The 19,043-nt window shown below is 65.1% G+C and carries 17 protein-coding genes; 15 read left to right on the top strand and 2 right to left on the bottom strand.

Translation table 11 applies throughout. From position 1 onward, the window contains the following. Positions 1-116 precede the first annotated feature (116 nt). From BM125_RS02585 to mutM, 13 genes are all read left to right on the top strand, one after another. The gene (locus BM125_RS02585; RefSeq protein WP_092404649.1) at positions 117-2,522 is read left to right on the top strand and encodes a S9 family peptidase; all 2,406 of its coding nucleotides are present in this window, start codon (positions 117-119) and stop codon (positions 2,520-2,522) included. Between the two features lie 509 nt (positions 2,523-3,031). Further along, positions 3,032-3,490, top strand: coding sequence for an SPFH domain-containing protein (locus BM125_RS02580; protein ID WP_092404567.1), 459 nt, complete (start codon positions 3,032-3,034; stop codon positions 3,488-3,490). 200 nt (positions 3,491-3,690) lie between these two features. Beyond that, on the top strand, positions 3,691-4,350 hold the full coding sequence (gene rsmG / locus BM125_RS02575) for a 16S rRNA (guanine(527)-N(7))-methyltransferase RsmG (RefSeq protein WP_092404565.1): 660 nt from the start codon (positions 3,691-3,693) through the stop codon (positions 4,348-4,350). Further along, entirely contained in the window at positions 4,347-5,132 is a 786-nt protein-coding gene (locus BM125_RS02570; protein WP_092404563.1) for a ParA family protein, read from the top strand. Before rsmG ends, BM125_RS02570 begins: the two co-directional genes overlap by 4 nt. A 13-nt stretch (positions 5,133-5,145) precedes the next feature. Next, on the top strand, positions 5,146-6,024 hold the full coding sequence (locus BM125_RS02565) for a ParB/RepB/Spo0J family partition protein (RefSeq protein ID WP_092404561.1): 879 nt from the start codon (positions 5,146-5,148) through the stop codon (positions 6,022-6,024). 107 nt (positions 6,025-6,131) lie between these two features. After that, the gene (locus BM125_RS02560) at positions 6,132-6,848 is read left to right on the top strand and encodes a glycosyltransferase family 2 protein (protein WP_092404647.1); all 717 of its coding nucleotides are present in this window, start codon (positions 6,132-6,134) and stop codon (positions 6,846-6,848) included. 214 nt (positions 6,849-7,062) lie between these two features. Continuing rightward, positions 7,063-7,299, top strand: a complete 237-nt coding sequence (rpmB, locus tag BM125_RS02555; protein WP_092404559.1) for a 50S ribosomal protein L28 — start codon at positions 7,063-7,065, stop codon at positions 7,297-7,299. Between the two features lie 10 nt (positions 7,300-7,309). Further along, a complete protein-coding gene (gene rpmG, locus BM125_RS02550) occupies positions 7,310-7,477 on the top strand; it encodes a 50S ribosomal protein L33 (protein WP_425429588.1) in 168 nt (55 codons plus the stop codon). 1,882 nt (positions 7,478-9,359) lie between these two features. After that, complete coding sequence (locus BM125_RS02545) at positions 9,360-10,295, top strand: ABC transporter ATP-binding protein (protein ID WP_092404557.1); 936 nt, start codon at positions 9,360-9,362, stop codon at positions 10,293-10,295. Continuing rightward, positions 10,292-11,050 carry an ABC transporter permease gene (locus tag BM125_RS02540; RefSeq protein ID WP_092404555.1) on the top strand — a complete coding sequence of 253 codons (759 nt, stop codon included), beginning with the start codon at positions 10,292-10,294 and terminating at the stop codon, positions 11,048-11,050. Before BM125_RS02545 ends, BM125_RS02540 begins: the two co-directional genes overlap by 4 nt. Positions 11,051-11,053: 3 nt before the next feature. Next, positions 11,054-12,403: a GldG family protein gene (locus BM125_RS02535; RefSeq protein ID WP_092404553.1), complete on the top strand. Its 1,350-nt coding sequence runs from the start codon at positions 11,054-11,056 to the stop codon at positions 12,401-12,403. Next, positions 12,403-13,197 (top strand): DUF4340 domain-containing protein, encoded by a 795-nt coding sequence (locus BM125_RS02530; RefSeq protein ID WP_139224826.1) that lies wholly within the window; start codon positions 12,403-12,405, stop codon positions 13,195-13,197. The genes BM125_RS02535 and BM125_RS02530 overlap by 1 nt, the downstream gene beginning before the upstream one ends. A gap of 12 nt (positions 13,198-13,209) precedes the next feature. After that, positions 13,210-14,022, top strand: a complete 813-nt coding sequence (mutM, locus tag BM125_RS02525; protein WP_092404549.1) for a bifunctional DNA-formamidopyrimidine glycosylase/DNA-(apurinic or apyrimidinic site) lyase — start codon at positions 13,210-13,212, stop codon at positions 14,020-14,022. A gap of 141 nt (positions 14,023-14,163) precedes the next feature. Here mutM and BM125_RS02520 read toward each other — a convergent pair whose 3' ends face one another. Continuing rightward, positions 14,164-14,784, bottom strand: coding sequence for a thymidine kinase (locus tag BM125_RS02520; protein ID WP_092404547.1), 621 nt, complete (start codon positions 14,782-14,784; stop codon positions 14,164-14,166). A 197-nt stretch (positions 14,785-14,981) separates the two neighbouring features. Here BM125_RS02520 and BM125_RS02515 point away from each other — a divergent pair, with 197 nt between their 5' ends. After that, the gene (locus BM125_RS02515) at positions 14,982-16,958 is read left to right on the top strand and encodes a UvrD-helicase domain-containing protein (protein ID WP_092404545.1); all 1,977 of its coding nucleotides are present in this window, start codon (positions 14,982-14,984) and stop codon (positions 16,956-16,958) included. Between the two features lie 34 nt (positions 16,959-16,992). On the opposite strand, the gene BM125_RS02510 is transcribed toward BM125_RS02515, so the two are convergent. After that, entirely contained in the window at positions 16,993-18,012 is a 1,020-nt protein-coding gene (locus BM125_RS02510) for an AI-2E family transporter (protein ID WP_092404543.1), read from the bottom strand. Between the two features lie 128 nt (positions 18,013-18,140). Between BM125_RS02510 and BM125_RS02505 the strand changes: the two genes are divergently transcribed. Continuing rightward, positions 18,141-19,043: a 5'-nucleotidase, lipoprotein e(P4) family gene (locus tag BM125_RS02505; protein ID WP_092404541.1), complete on the top strand. Its 903-nt coding sequence runs from the start codon at positions 18,141-18,143 to the stop codon at positions 19,041-19,043.

Here is a 19,043-nt window from a genome sequence, read left to right as displayed (position 1 = left end):
GGCGATGTCCATCATCGCCTTCGATGCCGGTCCCGGCTGCGCTGACTTTCGGCGCATGGCCCGGCGCGCGCCAGCGGTTATGCTGTGGGGCTTGCGTCCCGATGGAGATCCTGCCGATGCCCCGTTCCACCGCTGCTTTCCTGTTCGCACTGCTGTGCGTGCTCGCCGCCCCGGCCCGGGCCATAACGCTGGATCAGGCCATGGCCGATCCGGACTGGATCGGCGCCCCGGTCGAAGCGCCTTACTGGAGCGTCGACGGCAAATCGATCTACTACAGCCTCAAGCGCAAGGGTTCGAGCGTGCGCGACCTGCATCGGGTGGATCCGGCCAGTTCGACCGATGTCGTCGTCGAGCCCGCTGCGATGGCCAGTGCGGACGGTCCGCGCTCCGTCTTCGATGGTGCACGCAGGCGTGCCGCATTCGTGCGCAATGGTGATGTCTTCCTGCGCGAGACCGGCAGCGGACGTTTGACCCAGGTCACCCGAACCACTGAAAAGGAAACCTCGCCGCAGTTCTCGGCCGACGGCCGGGCCGTGCAGTTCCGTACAGGCAACGACTGGTTCAGTCACGACATCGCCAGTGGCGTGACCGGGCCAGCGGCGATCCTTCGCGCCGAAAAGGATCCGGAAGACAAGAAACCCGACGACCTCGGCGAGTTGCAGCTGCGCCTGTTCTCGACCTTGCGTTCCATCAGGGACGACCGCGAGGCGACGAAGGCCAATGAGGAATCCTTCCGCAAGGGCGACCCGACGCGCACGCCGCTGCCGTTCTATCTCGGCGACGATGTGGCCATCGATGGCAGCTCGCTGTCACCCGACGGGCGCCATCTTCTCGTCGTGACCAAGGACAAGTCCTATGACGAGGGCAAGATCGGCAAACTCCAGCGCTACGTGACCGAATCGGGTTACGAGGAACAGGAAGACGAGCGCGTGCGCGTCGGTCGCAACGTACCGGCGCCGAGCAAATTGTGGCTGCTCGATCTGGATGCGCACGAGGCACGCGAACTGTCCCTGGCCGACCTGCCCGGCAGCCACGACGACCCGTTGAAGAAGATTCGCGATGAAAATCGGTCCGCCGACGAAAAGCGCGGCAAGGACAAGGAAAAGGACGCGGGCCGCAAGGACAGGAAGCCCAGCGAAGCCGAGGTACGCGCGATGACGGTTGCGGACATCGTCTGGAGCCGGGACGGTGGCCGGGTGGCCATCCAGTTGCGCGCCATCGACAACAAGGATCGCTGGATTGCCACGGTCGACTTCGCCAAGGGCAAGCTGGTCAGCCAGCACCGCCTCACCGATCCGGCCTGGATCAACTGGAACTTCAACGATTTTGGCTGGACTCCGGATGGACGGGCCATGTGGTACCTGTCCGAGGAGAGCGGTTATTCGCAGCTCTACCTGAAGCAGCCTGGCAGTCGCGCCAAGGCACTGACTTCCGGACAGTTCGAGATCGCCGAACCGACGCTTTCCGCCGATGGCCGCTGGTTCTATGTGCGTGCCAATGTCGAGGCGCCGTATTCCTACGACGTGTTCCGGGTCGCCTCGACGGGCGGCGCACTGCAGCAGGTGAGCCGCTCCGGCGGCGGCCTCGATGCCTTCGTGCTGTCCGCGGACGGCAGCCGCCTCGCCCTGCTGCAGTCGGGCCCGTACCTGCCAGCGCAACTGGCCGTGCAGGATGCCGCCGGCGGCGCGGCGCGGTCGCTGACCGATACGCGGACACCGGAATACAAGGCGCTCGCCTGGCCGAAGCTGGACATCGTCCAGGTGCCCTCGTCGCATGCCGCGCGCCCGATCTACGCCAAGTTCTACAAGCCGGCCGATTTTGACCCGGCGAAGAAGTATCCGGCCGTACTGTTCGTGCACGGCGCCGGCTATACGCAGAACGTCCATCTCAGCTATCCGTACTACTTCCGCGAGCAGATGTTCCACAACCTGCTGACCGAGAAGGGCTATCTGGTCCTCGACATGGACTATCGCGCTTCGGAAGGCTACGGCCGCGACTGGCGCACCGCGATCTACCGCCAGATGGGCCATCCCGAACTGGAGGATCTCGTCGACGGCGTCAACTGGCTGGTCGCCAATCAGTCGGTCGACAGCCAGCGTGTCGGCCTCTATGGCGGCTCCTACGGCGGCTTCATGAGCCTGATGGCCATGTTCCGCGCACCGGAGGTCTTCGCCGCCGGCGCCGCCCTGCGGCCGGTCACCGACTGGACCTCCTACAACCACGAATACACCTCGAACATCCTCAACACGCCGCAAGTCGATCCGATCGCCTACCGCCGCTCCTCGCCGATCGAGTTCGCGGACGGCTTGAAGGGCGGCCTGCTGATCGCGCACGGCATGATCGACGACAACGTGCTGTATCAGGATTCCGTACGGCTGTTCCAGCGGCTGGTCGAGCTGCACAAGGACGACTTCGAACTCGCCGGCTACCCGCTCGAGCGCCACGGCTTCGTCCATCCCGATTCCTGGTACGACGAATACCGGCGCATCCTCAAGCTGTTCGAGACGCATCTGAAGCCCTGACGCGTCGACATTCTGTGCAGCCAGCCCGGTGCGCGCGGAGCCCGGGATCCGAAACGGCGCCCGGTCCGAAGACCGGGTTGTTTCCGCATCGGCTCGTCCCGATGCGAAAACGTTCGAACAAAAAAACCCCGCCGAAGCGGGGTTTTTCGTCACTGCCGTTCGGCTCAGTTCAGGCGGCGACGACGCAATGCGGTGAATCCAGACAACGCGATCAGGCCGCCCATAGGTGCCAGATTGACAACGTTGGCAGCCCGGCAAACGGGCTTCAAATTGACTCTCGAGCACGAATTCGGCCGGTAAGCGCCGGCCAATCTGGCATTGCATTTGCTTGGTTCCGTGCTGCGGCCTACGGGTCTTTTCCGGGCAAGACAACGCGAAACTGTGATTCCGTTCAGCATTGATTGTCCCGATTCGCGCGATAGTGTTAAGACTCTGTTATTCCAGCCTGAAGAAAATTTTGTTAGGCTCAACCTGAGGTTCACTGGATAACCTCTTGTAGGTGCAAGAAAATGTTGACCCCGCTGCTGTCCCTCATGCTTGTCTCGCTGGTGCTGCTGGCGCTGGCCTCTGTGCGCCGAATCCCGGAAGGCCAGGTCTATTCGCTGCGCCGGTTCGGAGGACAAATCCGCTTCGTCGGTGCCGGCATGCATTTCGTGATGCCCCTGGTCGAGCGTGTCTCCCACAAGATGAGTCTGAGCGGCAGCACCATCGAGGTCCGGGCCGCCCTGAGCACCGGCGAAGATTGCTCGGCGTCGGTCTATTTCCAGGTGCTGGATCCGCAGCGCGCCGACAACGTCATCGAATCGGTAGATACGCTGCTCCACGAACGGGCCAGTGAGCTCCTGGGCAGCAGTGCGCTTCCCACCGATCCGCTCGAACGCAGGGCCTGGCTCAAGCAGGGTCTCAACGGCGAAGTCCGCGAACGCGGCCTGTTGGTAACGCGCATCGATCTGCGCAACGCCGCCTGATATCGCCCCGCCCTCTTTTCGCGCGACGATCGCGCGGTCCGCTTGCGTCACTATCGCCCATGTCGGGACCGTCCTGGGCGGCCACGTGCGCCCGCACCGATCGAACCCAGGCGCTTCTCCCGGGGAAACGGGGCGCTGCGACGCTGGATTTCAGGCGCTTGCACCCCGATACTGACGCCCCCTTCGATTCCGAGCGACTCATGTCCGAACGCGAACCGCTGCGGCAGCGGCTGCGCTCCGGGCTGACGGCGCTGAATCTGACACTGGGCGATGCCGTCGTCGAGCAGTTGCTCGACTACGTCGACCTGCTGCTACGCTGGAACACCGCCTACAACCTGACTGCCGTGCGCGATGCGGGCGAGATGGTGACCCGCCATCTGCTCGATTCACTGGCAATCCTGCCTTACGTGGAAGGTCGGTCCCTGGCCGATCTGGGCACTGGCGCAGGCCTGCCGGGCATTCCTCTGGCCCTGGCAAGGCCAGAGCTCGAGGTTTGCCTGGTCGATTCGAACGGCAAGAAGGCGCGCTTTCTGCGCGAAGCAGTGCGCCAATTGCATCTGGCGCATGCGCGGATCGTCGAGGCTCGCGCCGAAAGCGCCAGCGGCCGGTATGATTGCGTGACGGCACGCGCATTCGCGACACTGGCCGACATGCTGGGCTGGGGTGGCCATTTGCTCGCGGACGACGGCCGATGGCTGGCGCTGAAGGGGCGATTCCCTCAGGATGAGCTCGACAATCTGCCCTCGGGCTTTGTCGTCGAGGCCGTGCATCGGCTTGCCGTGCCGGGCCTCGACGCCGAGCGACATCTGGTCATCATCAAGCGCAGCGGGGATGGACCGGCTGCCCGGAAACCTTCATGACACGCATCATCGCCATCGCAAACCAGAAGGGTGGGGTCGGCAAGACCACCACGGCGGTCAATCTCGCTGCGGCGCTCGCGGAAACGCGTCGGCGCATCCTGCTCGTGGATCTCGATCCGCAGGGCAATGCGACCATGGCCGCGGGCATCGACAAGCGCGAGGCCAAGCCGAATGGCTGCGACGTGCTGCTCGAGGAGGCATCCATCGACAGCGCGATCGTCAAGACCGAGGGTGGCTTCGACCTGTTGCCTGGCAGCGGCGACCTGACTGCCGCCGAAATCAAGCTGATGGACGCGCTGGCCCGCGAGCATCGCCTGAAGGAACAACTCGACAAGCTTGGCGATCGCTACCACACGATCCTGATCGATTGCCCGCCATCGCTGCACCTGCTCACCCTGAATGCCCTGACCGCGGCGCACGGCGTGCTGATTCCGATGCAGTGCGAGTACTTCGCCCTGGAGGGTCTGTCGAGCCTGGTCGATACGATCAAGGCCGTGCGCAAGCGACTCAATCCGGGCCTCGAGATCGAAGGCTTGCTGCGGACCATGTACGACGTGCGCAACAACCTGAGCAACGACGTCTCGGCCCAGTTGCACAAGCACTTCGGCGAGAAGCTGCTGCGCTCGATCATCCCGCGCAACATCCGCCTGGCCGAAGCACCGAGCCACGGCAAACCGATCAACCTCTACGACCGCGAGTCGCGTGGCGCCATCGCGTATCTCGGCCTGGCCGGCGAGATGCTGCGCCGCGAACGCGCACCGGCCGCCCAGGCCGCCAGTTAGGAAACCCACAGCAATGGCAGCAAAGAAACGCGGGCTTGGCCTCGGACGCGGGCTCGACGCCCTGCTCGGCGGCGCCGATCCCGAAACCGAATCCACCACTACAGCGAGCGCGAGCGAAGGTGAGTTGCGCTCGCTGGCCGTCGCATCGATCAGTGCTGGCCGCTACCAGCCGCGCCGTCACTTCGACGAGGCCCTGCTCGAGGAACTGGCCGAGTCGATCAAGACGCAGGGCGTGATCGAGCCGATCATCGTGCGCAGCACGGACGCCGGCCGTTTCGAACTGATCGCCGGCGAGCGGCGCTGGCGCGCGAGCCAACTCGCCGGACTGACCGAAATACCGGCTCTCGTGCGCGATATCGACGACCGCACCGCGATTGCCATTGCCCTGATCGAGAACATCCAGCGCGAGGACCTCTCGCCGCTGGAGGAAGCCCATGCATTGGCCCGCCTGATCGCCGAATTCAAGCTGACCCACCAGCAGGCCGCCGATGCGGTGGGCCGTTCGCGCGCGGCGGTTTCCAATCTGCTTCGCCTGCTCGACCTGCCCGATCCGATCCGCGCCCATCTTGACGACGGCCGTCTCGAGATGGGCCACGCGCGCGCCCTGCTCACGCTTCCGCAGGCGCGCGCGATTGCCCTTGCGCAGAAGGCCGTCGATCAGGAATGGTCGGTTCGCGAACTCGAGGAAGCCGTCCGTCGCGCCACCGAACTGCCGAAGGGCAAGGCGGCGAGGCCCAAGCGCGATGCCGACATCGAGGCACTCGAAAACGAACTGGCCGGCAAGCTCGGCACGCGGGTATCGCTGAGCCATGGGCGTGGCGGCCGTGGCAAGATGGTGATCCACTACCACAGCCTCGACGAGCTTGACGGCATACTCGGGCGGATCCGCTGATTCGGGTTGTTTTGTCGCAGGTCTGGGGCTGAACGCGTCGATCGGCGATAATCGGCGACGACATCGGCGCCGCGCGGTCGCCGGATTTCCCTCACAGGATGCGGCTCATGCCCCAGCTCTCGGTCGTCGTGCCAGTCTTCAACGAGCGCGACAATGTCCTGCCCCTGATCGGAGAGATCGCGGCCGCACTGCGCGGAGCGGCTGATTTCGAGATCGTCTATGTCGACGACGCGAGCAAGGACGATACGCTCGCCGTGCTGACCGCGGCCAAGGCCGACTACCCTGAACTGCGCGTGATCCGGCACCTGTCCCAGAGCGGCCAGAGCACGGCCGTGCGCACCGGGGTCAGGGCCGCGCGTGGCGAGTGGATCGCCACCCTCGATGGCGATGGCCAGAACGATCCGGCCGATATTCCCAGGCTGATCGCCATGCGCGACGAATCGCCGGACACGATCAAGCTGTTCGCCGGCTGGCGCGTCAATCGCAAGGACACCGGCAGCAAGCGCTTCGCCTCGAAATTCGCCAATGGCCTGCGCAGCCGCCTGCTCCGCGATGAAACCCCGGACACCGGTTGCGGCATCAAGCTGTTCGAGCGCGCCGCCTTTCTCGACCTGCCCTATTTCGACCACATGCATCGCTACCTGCCGGCGCTGATGCAGCGCGCCGGCTGGCAGGTCAAGAGCGTCCCGGTCAACCACCGGGCGCGCGGATCCGGGGTGTCCAAGTACAACAACCTCAATCGCGCCCTGGTCGGCATCGCCGACCTGCGCGGCGTGGCCTGGCTGATCCGCCGCTCGAAGCGCACCGCGACCGAGGAAATCTGACGCTCCTGCGCGGCCCCGGCTTGCCAGAAACCGGGGAATCGGCTATAAAGCGCGGCTCGCTTCGGCCCGTTCCGCCGGTTCTCCGGTTGGGCAGTCCCCGGTACACGACCCCTCTGTCGCATGGCCGAAGCCCCCCAGCATCGTGTGGCGCACTGTCGCCGCTGGGCCGCTTCCGTCCTGGCCAAGGGCGGTAACAGACTACGACGAGGTTCGCATGTCCAAGGTATGCCAAGTCACCGGAAAGAGTTTCCAGTCCGGCAACAACGTTTCACACGCCAACAACAAGACGCGCCGCCGCTGGCTGCCGAACCTTCACGAGCGCCGCTTCTGGGTGGCCAGTGAGAACCGCTGGATCAAGCTCAAGGTCTCGAGCCACGGCCTGCGCACGATCGACAAGAAGGGTATCGAAGTAGTCATCGCCGAGCTGCGTTCGCGCGGCGAGAAGATCTGAGGAGTATCGAATCATGGCATCCAAGCGCGACAAGATCCGCCTCGTGTCCTCCGCAGGCACCGGCCATTTCTACACGACCGACAAGAACAAGAAGACCACGCCCGACAAGATGGAGATCAAGAAATACGATCCCGTCGTGCGCAAGCACGTGGCCTACAAGGAAGCCAAGATCAAGTGAAGCATTGGCCCACGCGCACCGCGCGTGGCTTTGCCAACGCTTCACCCCGGCGAAAGCCGGGCCCAGCTTCTAATCAGGTGCTTCAAGAAGAACCCGCCGAATAGCGGGTTTTTCTTTACTGCTGGTTGTCCCCCGCGCAAAGCGCGTGGCTTTGCTAAAGCTTCCATCTGGAAGAAGCCCTGACCTGGCGCATGGCACCTTCAAACTTGCAGGTCATTCTGCGAGGCGTTGGTACAGCAGAGCTTTCACTCGCCTTCGGCGAGCGAGTTACTTTCTCTTGCGTGGCCAAGAGAAAGTAACCAATTCTAATCAGGTGCTTCAAGAAGAACCCGCCGAATGGCGGGTTCTTCTTTACTGCTGGTTGGCCCCCGCGCAAAGCGCGTGGCTTTGCTAAAGCTTCTATCCAGAAGAAGCCCTGACCTGGCGCATGGCACCTTCAAAGTTGCAGGTCATTCTGCGAGGCGTTGGTGCAGCAGAGCTTTCACTCGCCTTCGGCGAGCGAGTCACTTTCTCTTGCGTGGCCAAGAGAAAGTAACCAAAGAGAAGGCCACCCCAATGCAGTGGTCTCCGGGCATCCTGCCCTGCGACTTCGCGCAGCGGCTCCGGGGTTGGCTGACAGTCCATCCATGGACTGGCAGCCAACTGGCTCGCATCCCTGCGAGCCACCCTGCGGGCCTTTTCTCCGCCACTGCGCCACTGCATAGGGGCCCCATTCACTGCGCATCCTGCGCAGCCAAGACGAAGCAGACTCCCGCAAGCCTGCGGATGCGGCTTCGTCTCTGCTCTTGAACTTCCTTCTCCCGCCGTGCGGGAGAAGGTGCCGCAGGCGGATGAGGGGCTTTGGCTTTGGCTTTGGCTTTGGCTTTGGCTTTGGCTTTGGCTTTGGCTTTGGCTTTGGCGTTGGCTTTGGCTGTTGCTGTTGCTGTTGCTGTTGCTTTTCGCTCTGGCGCGCAGGATGCGCGCTAACCGGGCCCCGTAAGTGGTGGCGGACGGGCGAAGGAAAGGCGCGAAGGGTGGGCGCATTGGATTGCGCCCAGTTCGCTGCCAGCACACGGAGGTGCTGTCAGCGAACCCCCGTAGTCCGGCCGCGTAGTCGCAGGGCAGGATGCCCGGAGACCACCGCTTTGGGGTGGCCTTCTCTTTGGTTACTTTCTCTTGGCCACGCAAGAGAAAGTAACTCGCTCGCCGAAGGCGAGTGAAAGCCCTTACCCCCACGAATGCACCGCGCAGCGATGCACGGACAAGCGGAAAGGCCAAGGCACTGGATCCCTGCCTGCATAGGGACAACAGCGTGGATGTTCGAATCGTGCGGAAAGGCATCGCGCCTGAAGGCGCTCCTACAGTGGCAGCGGAGTGCCTCGCTCGCCGGAGGCGAGTGAAAGCTTGGCACTGGATCGACACATCTCGCGCCGCGTAGCGATGCACGAACATGCGCAGAAGCCGAGTCACAAGGTCCCTGCCTGCACAGGGACGACGATGTAGAAGTTCGAGTCGTGCAGGACAGCATCGCGCCTGAAGGCGCTCCTACAGTGGAATCGGAGTGACTCGCTCGGCGAAGGCGAGTGAAAGCTTTGCCCTGAGACCAAACGTGGGCCGCAAAGCGATAACCTACAGCTCGAAAAGCAAGGTCGCTGGGTCCCTGCCCGGACGAACCCCGGCCCGTCCTGAGCTTGTCGAAGGGAAGGGACGACGGCGTAGAAGTTCGAAGCGTGCAGGAAAGCATCGCGCCTGAAGGCGCTCCTACCGTGAGTCCGAATCAACTCGCTCGCCATGAGGCAGTGCAACTCCTCCTCCAAATCTCCGGGAGATCGAGCCAAAAAGGGAGCAGGGAAGCGAATTGCCGCTTGCCCTTCCCGCGCATAGCCGGAACAATCCGCCCGGCATGAATGAATCCCCCCCCGTGCTCTCCCTCGATCGTGTGTCGCGCCGTCTGTCCGGCCGCGCCATCGTCGAGGAGATCGACCTCAGCCTCGATCGTGGCGAAGTGCTCGGCCTGCTCGGCGTCAATGGCGCCGGCAAGTCGACCACGTTGCGCATGGTGTCCGGCCTGCTCGCGCCGACCTCGGGCAGCGTGCGACTCGGCGGACGCGATCTCTACGGGCATCCTGAAATCGCACAAACGGAGATCGGCTACCTGGCCGAGGATCCACCGCTGTATGGCGAGCTCAGCGTCGAGGAATACCTGCGCTTCTGTGCCCGCCTGCACGGCCTGTCGCGCACGGCGATCGGGCCCGCGGTCGAGCGTGCCATCGAGCGCTGCGAGCTCGGCGAGATGCGCCGGCGCCTGACCAGCCTCCTGTCCAAGGGCTTTCGCCAGCGCGTCGGCCTGGCCCAGGCGATCATCCACGAACCGGCCCTGATCGTGCTCGACGAGCCGGCCTCGGGCCTCGATCCGATCCAGGCGCTGCGTCTGCGCGAGTTGATCCGAACCCTGGCCGACGCGCATGCCGTGATCCTGTCCACGCATGTGCTGTCGGACGTTCTGGCCTGCTGCGATCGCGTGGCGATCCTGCATCGGGGGCGCCTGCGCCACACGGCGATCCTTTCCGAACTCGATGCCGGCGCTGCCCTGCGCGTGCGCGTCGAGCGCCCGGTCGGTTCGCAGGACTGGACTGCCATTGCAGCGATCGCCGAAGCGAGGGCGCTCGACGCGCAACACTGGCGCATCGTCCTGAAGGAGGGCGTTCCCGCTGGCGAACTGGCCAGGGCCATCAACGAGCGCGGCTTCGGTTTGCTGGAACTGCGCACCGACGGAAATGCGCTCGAGGACATCTTCGTACGCATCGCCGGCGAAACGGGCGCGGAGGCCGCCGCTTGAACGCGATCCGCCTGATCGCCGGCAACGACCTCAAGCGCCGGTTCGCCCAGCCGTTTGCCTGGATCCTGCTCGCCCTGACCTGCGCCCTGCTGGCCTGGCAGTTCCTCGTTGCGCTCGACGCCTACCTGCGCATCCTGCCGAAACTCGATGCCGTGCCCAACGCCCAGGGCGCGACCGACCTGATCGCCATTCCGCTGCTGCGCAGCCTGTCCGGCCTGCTCATGCTGATTGCGCCGCTGGCGACCATGCAGAGCCTGGCCGGCGAGCGTCGCGCACACACCCTGCCGCTGCTGCTGTCTGCCGGTGTGGGCAATCTGCGCATCGTCGTCGGCAAGTTCCTTGGTGCGTTCGGCCTCGTTGCCCTGGTCGTGATCCTGGCCGTGCTGATGCCATTGAGCCTCGAGTTCGGCAGCAGCCTCGACCTCGGCCGCCTCGCCGCGGCCACGCTCGGCCTGCTGCTCTATGCCGCGAGCCTGACCGCGATCGGCATCGCCTGCTCGGCCTGGACCGCCTCCCCGGCCCTGGCCGCCGCTGCGGCGCTGATTCTCGGTAGCCTGCTGGCCATGCTCGACATGGGTGCGCGGTTCCAGGGCGTCGACAATGCCCTGATCAACTGGCTGTCGCTGTCGACCCATCTGGAACCGTTCCTGTTCGGGCTCGTCGCCAGCGTCGATATCGTCTACTTCCTGCTGCTGACGACGCTGGCCCTGCTGCTGGCTTCGCGCAGACTCGACACCCTGCGGACGCGAGGCTGAGCCGTGGGCGATCGCCTGAACAACCTCTTCCACCTCGTCCTGCTGGTTGCGGTCGCCCTGCTGGTCGGTTTTCTGAGCACGCGCTACGGATTCGTCCATGACATCAGTCGCGCCCAGCGCCTGAGCCTCGGTGCCGAGTCGAAGGCCCTGCTCGAATCGATGAAGGGGCCGGTCGAAATCGTTTCCTACGCGCGACCGCAGGGCAACCTGCGCAAGACCATCGGGGACTTCATCGCCCGCTATGAGCGCGTCAAGCCGGACCTGAGCCTGCGTTTCGTCGACCCGGATGCCGATCCGAATGCGATGCGCGAGGCTGGCGTGCAGATCGACGGCGAGATCGAGTTGCGCTTCAATGGCCGCAGCGAGCGCCTGAAGGAACTCAGCGAGGGTGCCTTGAGCGGCGCCCTGTTGCGCCTGTCGCGCGCGCGTGAGCGCCTGGTCGCGTTTCTCGAGGGCGAAGGCGAACGCAAACCCGACGGTGTCGCCAATGCCGACTTCGGCCAGTTCGGCGAGACCCTCAGGCAACGCGGGATCCGCGTCCTCAATCTGGCCCTCAGCACGACCCGGCGTGTTCCCGACAATGTCGACCTGCTGGTCATCGCGAACCCGCGCGTCGCCCTGCCCGGACCTGCCGCGCTCGAACTGGTCGACTACATCGAGCGCGGCGGCAACCTGCTCTGGTTCATCGAACCCGACGAGAACAGCGGCCTCGATGCGCTGGCCGAAGCCTTGTCGATCCGCGTGCTGCCGGGCGTGATCGTCGACGGCTCGGGGCAGGCGTTTGGAATCCAGGACCCCAGCTTTGTTGCGGTGAATCGGTACACGGGCCATCCCGCCCTTGCTGGTTTCGACCTCGGCACGCTGTTTCCGCAACCGGTCGCGCTGGCCCAGCTCGCCCCGCCGCGCTGGGATTTCAAGTCGCTCCTGCAGAGCTCGCAGCAATCCTGGAACGAAACCGGGCACATTCCGAAAGCCGGCGAGCCAGCCGCGGACGTGCGCTACGACGGCAAGGACGGCGAAATCGCCGGTCCGCTCGATTTCGGCTTCGCCATCACCCGCCTGTCGCCGCGGCCCGGCGCGCGCGAACAGCGCGTCGCCGTGATCGGCGATGGTGATTTCCTTTCCAACAGCTATCTCGGCAACGGCGGCAACCGCGAGCTCGGCACGCGCCTTTTCGACTGGCTGCTGGCCGATGATGCCCTGATCGCCATTCCCGAACGCAGCGCCGAGGATCGCCATCTCGACCTGTCGGAGACGACCCTCGCGATCTTGAGCTTCGGCTTCCTGCTCGGCTTGCCGATCCTGCTCGCCGGCAGCGGTCTGTGGATCTGGCGTCGACGTCGGCGGCGCTGATGCAACGCGCAAGCCGCACCAACCTGATCCTGCTCGGCCTGGTCGTCCTGCTCGGCCTGGCCGCCTGGTGGCAGGTCGAGCGCGAAGTGGCCGGTTTCGAGCCGCCACTGAGCACGCTCGATACCTCCGCCGTCCGACGCATCGAGGTCAATTGCCGGCAGTGCCAGCGTCGCGTGTTCGAACGCGACGGCGCACATTGGACGATGCGTCAGCCGTATGACCTGCCGGCCGACGACGCCGTCGTTGCAAGGCTGCTTTCAATTGCCCGTTCGCCGGTGCGCAGGCGGCATGCGCTGGACGCCTTCGATGTCGCCAAGGTCGGACTTGCACCGCCGCTGATGCGCCTTGTTCTCGACGATACGCATTTCGACATCGGCTTGACCGACGCGCTGGGTGGCGATCGCTATGTGCGAACCGGCGACCGCATCGCCATGGTCCCCGATCGATTCAGTCCGTTTCTCCTCGCCGCGCCCGAAAGCGAGCTCGATCGCCACTTGGTTCCAGGAGGTTCGACCCCGGCCAGCCTGCGCATCGACGGCAGCGTGCGCGCGGATCTCCTCGGGGCCTGGAGCGACGCGCAGGCGGCGCGCCTGGTCGCCGACGCGGATACAGCGACCGCCGCGACCGGTACGCAGGTCGAGCTGCGGTTGGCCGATGACTCGACGATCGAGTTCACGCTTGGGGCCGACGCCGAGGGCGCCTTCCTCCGGCGTGCTTCTCCACCCATCCGTTATCGGCTGGCTCCGGGACAGGCCCAGGCCCTGCTCGGCAGGCCCATTCCCGCGTCACCCTGACGGTCCTCGGCCATGCCCGAACTTCCCGAAGTCGAAACCACGCGGGTCGGTATCGCACCGCACCTCGTCGGCCGCCGCATCAAGGGCCTGGTCGTTCGCCAGCCGCAATTGCGTTGGCCGATACCGACGCCGCTGATCGACGCCTTGCCCGGGCAGTCGATCAATGCGGTTGAACGCCGGGCCAAATACCTGCTCGTGCACACCGAGGTCGGCAGTGCCGTGATCCATCTCGGCATGTCCGGCAGCCTGCGCGTGCTCGGCGAAAACACCGTGCCGGGCAAGCATGACCACTACGACTGGCACCTCGATTCCGGACGCGTGCTGCGCTTTACCGATCCACGCCGCTTCGGCAGCCTGCTCTGGCAACCGGCCGGCACCACCCATGAACTGCTGGCCAAGCTCGGACCCGAGCCGCTCGGCGACGCATTCGACGGTGACATGCTCTGGCGCACGGCCCAGGGCCGCTCGACCTCGGTCAAGACCTTCATCATGGACCAGGCCGTCGTCGTCGGCGTCGGCAACATCTACGCAGCCGAGGCCCTGTTCGCCGCCGGCATCCATCCACGACGCCGGGCCGGCGCCGTTTCGCGCATGCGCTACGCCATGCTGGCCGATGCGATCAAACGCATCCTGCGTTACGCCATCGATCGCGGCGGCACCACGCTGCGCGATTTCATCTCGCCCGACGGCGTACCGGGCTACTTCGAGCAGGAGCTGTTCGTCTACGGCCGCGCGGGACAAGCCTGCCGCAATTGCGGCACCCCGATCCGCTCGATCACCCTCGGCCAGCGCTCGACGTTCTACTGCCCGCGGTGTCAGCACTGAAAGCCGGGATTCGGGATTCGGGATTCGAATCAATTCGACGCTCTCAGATCGAGCGGAATTCAAAGCTTCGGTCGTCGCCAGGAAGCTGGTACAGGGCAAAGCGCGGCGCTGTTTCGAATCCCGAATCCCGAATCCCGGCTTTCAAAGCGGCAACACCGGCTGCTGCAGTTCGATGCGACCTTCGCCGGCGACGATCTTCTTGAACTCGGCGCGGCTGACCGAGACATAGCGCTCGTTGCCGCCGATCTCGACCTGCGGGCCGTCGGTCAGGGCGCGGCCGTGTTCGTCGACGCGCACGACCATGGTCGCCTTGCGGCCGCTGTGGCAGATCGTCTTGATCTCGTCGAGGTGGTCGGCCCAGGCCAGCAGGTACTGGCTGCCCTCGAACAGTTCGCCGCGAAAATCGGTACGCAGGCCATAGGCAAGCACCGGGATGCCGCGCAGGTCGACCACGTCGGTCAGCTGCCAGACCTGGGCCTTGCTCAGGAACTGCGCCTCGTCGACCAGCACGCAATCGAGCTTGCCATGCGCGCCGATGTCGGCATCGATCAGGGCCAGCAGATCGTCATCGCGCTCGAAGCGCAACCCCTCGGCCTTGAGCCCGATCCGCGACGCAACCACGCCTTCGCCCGAGCGGTTGTCGAGCTTCGGGGTCAGGATGCGCGTGCGCATGCCGCGCTCGTGATAGTTGTAGGCACTCTGCAGCAGGGTCGTGGTCTTGCCGGCATTCATCGCCGAGTAATAGAAATAGAGTTTGGACATCGGGAGGCCGGGATTCGGGAATGGAGAATGGAGAATGGAGAATGGGGAATAGCGAAACGCTCCGAAGCAGGGGCGCGATTCTGTCACATCAATATTGATCGCCGTCCCCGCGCATGACGGATCGGTGCCGCAAGGGCACAATTGCGGGTATCCGCTCTGCCCATTCCCGATTCTCCATTCCCGATTCCCGGCCCCACATGCTCAACCCCCAACAACGCGCCGCCATCGACTACTGCGACGGCCCCCTGCTGGTGCTGGCCGGTGCCGGCTCGGGCAAGACCCGGGTCATCACCGAGAAGATCGCCCATCTGGTCCGGCGCAAGCACCTGTCGGCTTCGAAGATCGCCGCGATCACCTTCACCAACAAGGCCGCGCGCGAGATGCGCGAACGCGTCGGCAAGTTGATCCAGGGGCCCGCTGCGGAAGGTCTGACGGTCTGCACGTTCCACGCGCTCGGTCTCAAGTTCCTGCAGCTCGAACATGCGCGCGCGGGTCTGCGCCGTGGCTTTTCGGTTCTCGATGCCGATGACAGCCAGGGCCTGATCAAGGAGCTGGCGCCCAAGGGCATCAAGAACGACGCGCTGTGGGCCCTGCAGTCGCTGGTTTCGCGGGCCAAGAACGAGGGCTTCACGCCCGAGCAGGCCGCGCAGGCGGCCGCCGGGGCGCGCGAGCGCGAGGCGGCCGACATCTATGCCGCGTACCAGAAGCGCCTGGCCGCCTTCAACGCGGTCGATTTCGACGACCTAATCCGGCTGCCGCTCGCGATACTCGAGAACGACGACGAGGCGCGCGCTGCCTGGCAGGAGCGCATCCGCTACCTGCTGCTCGACGAGTACCAGGACACGAACACGGCCCAGTACCGACTGGTCCGCGCGCTGGCCGGCGAGCGCGGCATGTTCACCGCGGTCGGTGACGACGACCAGAGCATCTACGCCTGGCGCGGCGCCAATCCGGAGAATCTCGGCGAGCTTTCGCGCGACTACCCGAAGCTCAAGGTCATCAAGCTCGAGCAGAACTACCGCTGCGCCAGGCGCATCCTGCGCGTGGCCAACGTGCTGATCGCCAACAACGCCCATCTGTTCGAGAAGAAGCTCTGGAGCGAGGGCGCCGAGGGCGCGCCGATCCGGGTCCTCGAGTGTCGCGACGACGAGCACGAGGCCGAACGCGTCGCCGCCGAGATCACGCACCTGGCCGGCAAGCACAAGGCGCGCTGGAACGAGTTCGCGATCCTCTATCGCGGCAACCACCAGTCGCGTCCGCTGGAAAAGGCGCTGCGCATTGCCCGCATTCCGTATCACCTGACCGGCGGCACGGCCTTTCTCGATCGCGCCGAGGTCAAGGACCTGCTTGCCTACCTGCGCCTGATCAACAACCCCGATGACGACGCCGCCTTCCTGCGCATCGTCAACATTCCACGCCGCGACATCGGCGCGACCACGCTGGAAAAGCTCGGCCAGCTTGCCGGCGCGCGACATGTCTCGATGTTGCGCGCGGCCCAGCACGATGCCGTGCTGAGCGAACTCGCCGCGCGCCCGGCCTCGGCCCTGGCCGATTTCGTCAACCTCGTGCGCGACCTGGCCCGCAGCGCCGAGCGCTCGAGCGCGGCCGAACTGGTCGATCAGTTGATCGAGCGCACCGGTTATGTCGAACACATCGCCGCGCAGGTCAAGGAACCGGGTCTGCGTGCGCGGCGCCTGGAGAACCTCAAGGAACTCGGCGACTGGTTCCGCACCATGCAGAAGGAAGGCGCGGCCGGCGACCTCGCCGCCCAGCTCGCCCTGCTGACCCATGGCGATCGCGACGATCCGGGCAATGCCGTGCGCCTGATGACCCTGCATTCGGCCAAGGGCCTCGAATTCCGCTTCGTCTTCATCGTTGGCGTCGAGGAAGGCGCGTTTCCGCACGAGGCCAGCATCGAGGAAGGTCGGCTCGAGGAGGAACGGCGCCTGATGTACGTCGGCATCACCCGGGCCAAGGAGCAACTGGCACTGAGCTTCGCTCGGCGCAAGCGCCGCTTCGGCGAAATCACGGCCAACGATCCGAGTCGTTTCCTGGCCGAACTACCGGCGTCCGACCTGCACTGGTCGGGGCGCGATGCCGAACAGGACGAGGTCCAGCGCAAGGAAGTCGCCAGCTCCAGCATCGCTGCGCTGGCCGCCCTGTTCGACGACTGAAGCCCGCCAGCACACCGGCCGCGCGCGGGAATACTCAGACCAGCTTGCCGGCCTCGAGCTCGCGCTTCAGGTAGGCGTAGTAGATCGGCGCGGCGATGATGCCGGCGATGCCGAACGCGGCCTCCATGACCAGCATCGCGATCAGCAGCTGCCAGGCCCTGGCCCGGATCTGGCCGCCGATGATGCGCGCGTTGAGGAAGTATTCGAGCTTGTGGATGACGATCAGGAACGAGAGCGCCGCGATCGCGACCCAGAGCGAGACCGACAGACCGATCACGAAGATCAGGGTATTCGATATCAGGTTGCCGATCACCGGCAGCAGGCCGCAGACGAAGGTGGCCACGACCAGGGTCTTGGCCAGCGGCAGGTTGACGCCGAACAGCGGCAGGACGATGAGCAGGAAGATCCCGGTGAACAGCGTGTTCAGCGCCGAGATCTTGACCTGGGCGAAGACGATGTCATGGAACGCGGTGACGAGGTTGCTGCAGCGCGCATTGAGGACCATCGTCAATGGGCCGGTCGAATCCTTCGGCAGGCTGGTCTGCAACGCCAGCATCGCACCAAGCACCATGCCGATCAGCAGATGCACGAGGATCCTCGCAGCATTCTTGCCGGCGAGCTGAAGTTGCGCCGCATGCTCGCGCAACCAGTCCATCACGGCGATACGGATCTGTTCGGAATTGCCGGGCAGGTGGTCGACGATGAACGCCGGCAACTGCGCCCTGGCCCGCTCGATGACCGGGGTCATGCGTTCGAACAGTTGCGAGGGGTTGCCGTGCTCGGAACCGAGGTAGGCAAGGCCGCCGGCAATGGCGAAGGTCAGGAAGCCGACCACCACCGCCCCGAGCAGGGCGACGACGAGCCAGTGCGCGCGCGTGCCGGGCAGGTGACGCTCGAGCGCCGGCGCCAGCGAACGGACCAGGGCATAGACCAGCAACCCGGCCAGCAAGACCGGGAGCAGACGCAAATACAGGACCAGCCAGAGGGAAATGGCCGCCAGTACATAACTGGCCTGGGCGACCCTCAGCGGCAGAATCGACGGATTTGTTGGCATGGAGGACGCGGGTCGAATGACGGCCGCAGTCTGTCAGCAGGCGCGACGCAATGCCAGCCCGGAAAGTCACGCGCATGTCGTAGACTCCGGCGAAACTGGTTCAATGAAGAATCCGCGGAGTCTCCTGCATGCGCAAACCCATCCTGATCGCCCTTCCGCTGTCGCTGTTGCTCGCCGGCTGCCTGTCGAACACACGCCCGGCGTCGCCGGTTGCGACGGTCGAGCCAGCCGCACCGGCCGCGGCCGAACTACCCGCCGCGGACGACAATCTCAACGCCGTGGCCTGGACCCAGACCGCCATCGAGCGCGATCTGATCTATCGCCAGACCTACCATGCGGCCGCCTTGCAGCTGGATCGTGCGCTTGCCGACCCGACCTGGGAAGCGCTGGCCAACGGCGAGCGCAAGACCCCGGTCGTGGACCCTTCGAAGACCGCCGTCATCCTCGACGTCGACGAGACCGCGCTCGACAATTCGCCCTACCAGGCCCAATTGATCGCGAACGGCGCGTCCTACGACGAATTCACCTGGTCGCAATGGTGCCGCGAGGAAAAGGCCCGAGCCGTGCCGGGCGCGGCCGAATTCGCACGCCTGGCGGCCGAGCGCGGCGTGACCGTTTTCTACCTCTCCAACCGGGCCAGCGACCTGGCCGAAGCCACCCTCGACAACCTGCGCAAGCGTGACTTTCCCATTGCCGAGGGCGAGCAGGTTTTCCTCGGTCTCGGCACGGTCGTTTCGGGCTGCGAACAGAATGGCAGCGAAAAAGGCTGCCGACGCGAGCTGATTTCACGCAACTACCGCGTCCTCCTGCAGATCGGCGACCAGATCGGTGACCTCGTCGATGTCCTCGCCAACACCCCGGCAGGTCGCCAACAGGCCGTGGCACCGTACCTCGACTGGATCGGCGAACGCTGGTTCGTCCTGCCGAATCCAACCTATGGCTCGTGGGAGCCGGCTCTCTTCAACAACGACTGGAGCCAGCCGGCCGGGATGCGTCGTCGGGCCAAGATCGAGTCGCTGCGCCTTGAATGA

This window comes from Dokdonella immobilis (genome assembly GCF_900115085.1).
Classification (GTDB): domain Bacteria; phylum Pseudomonadota; class Gammaproteobacteria; order Xanthomonadales; family Rhodanobacteraceae; genus Dokdonella; species Dokdonella immobilis.
The sequence above is the reverse complement of the archived record's forward strand: the minus strand, read 5'-3'. Positions and strand labels throughout refer to the sequence as shown.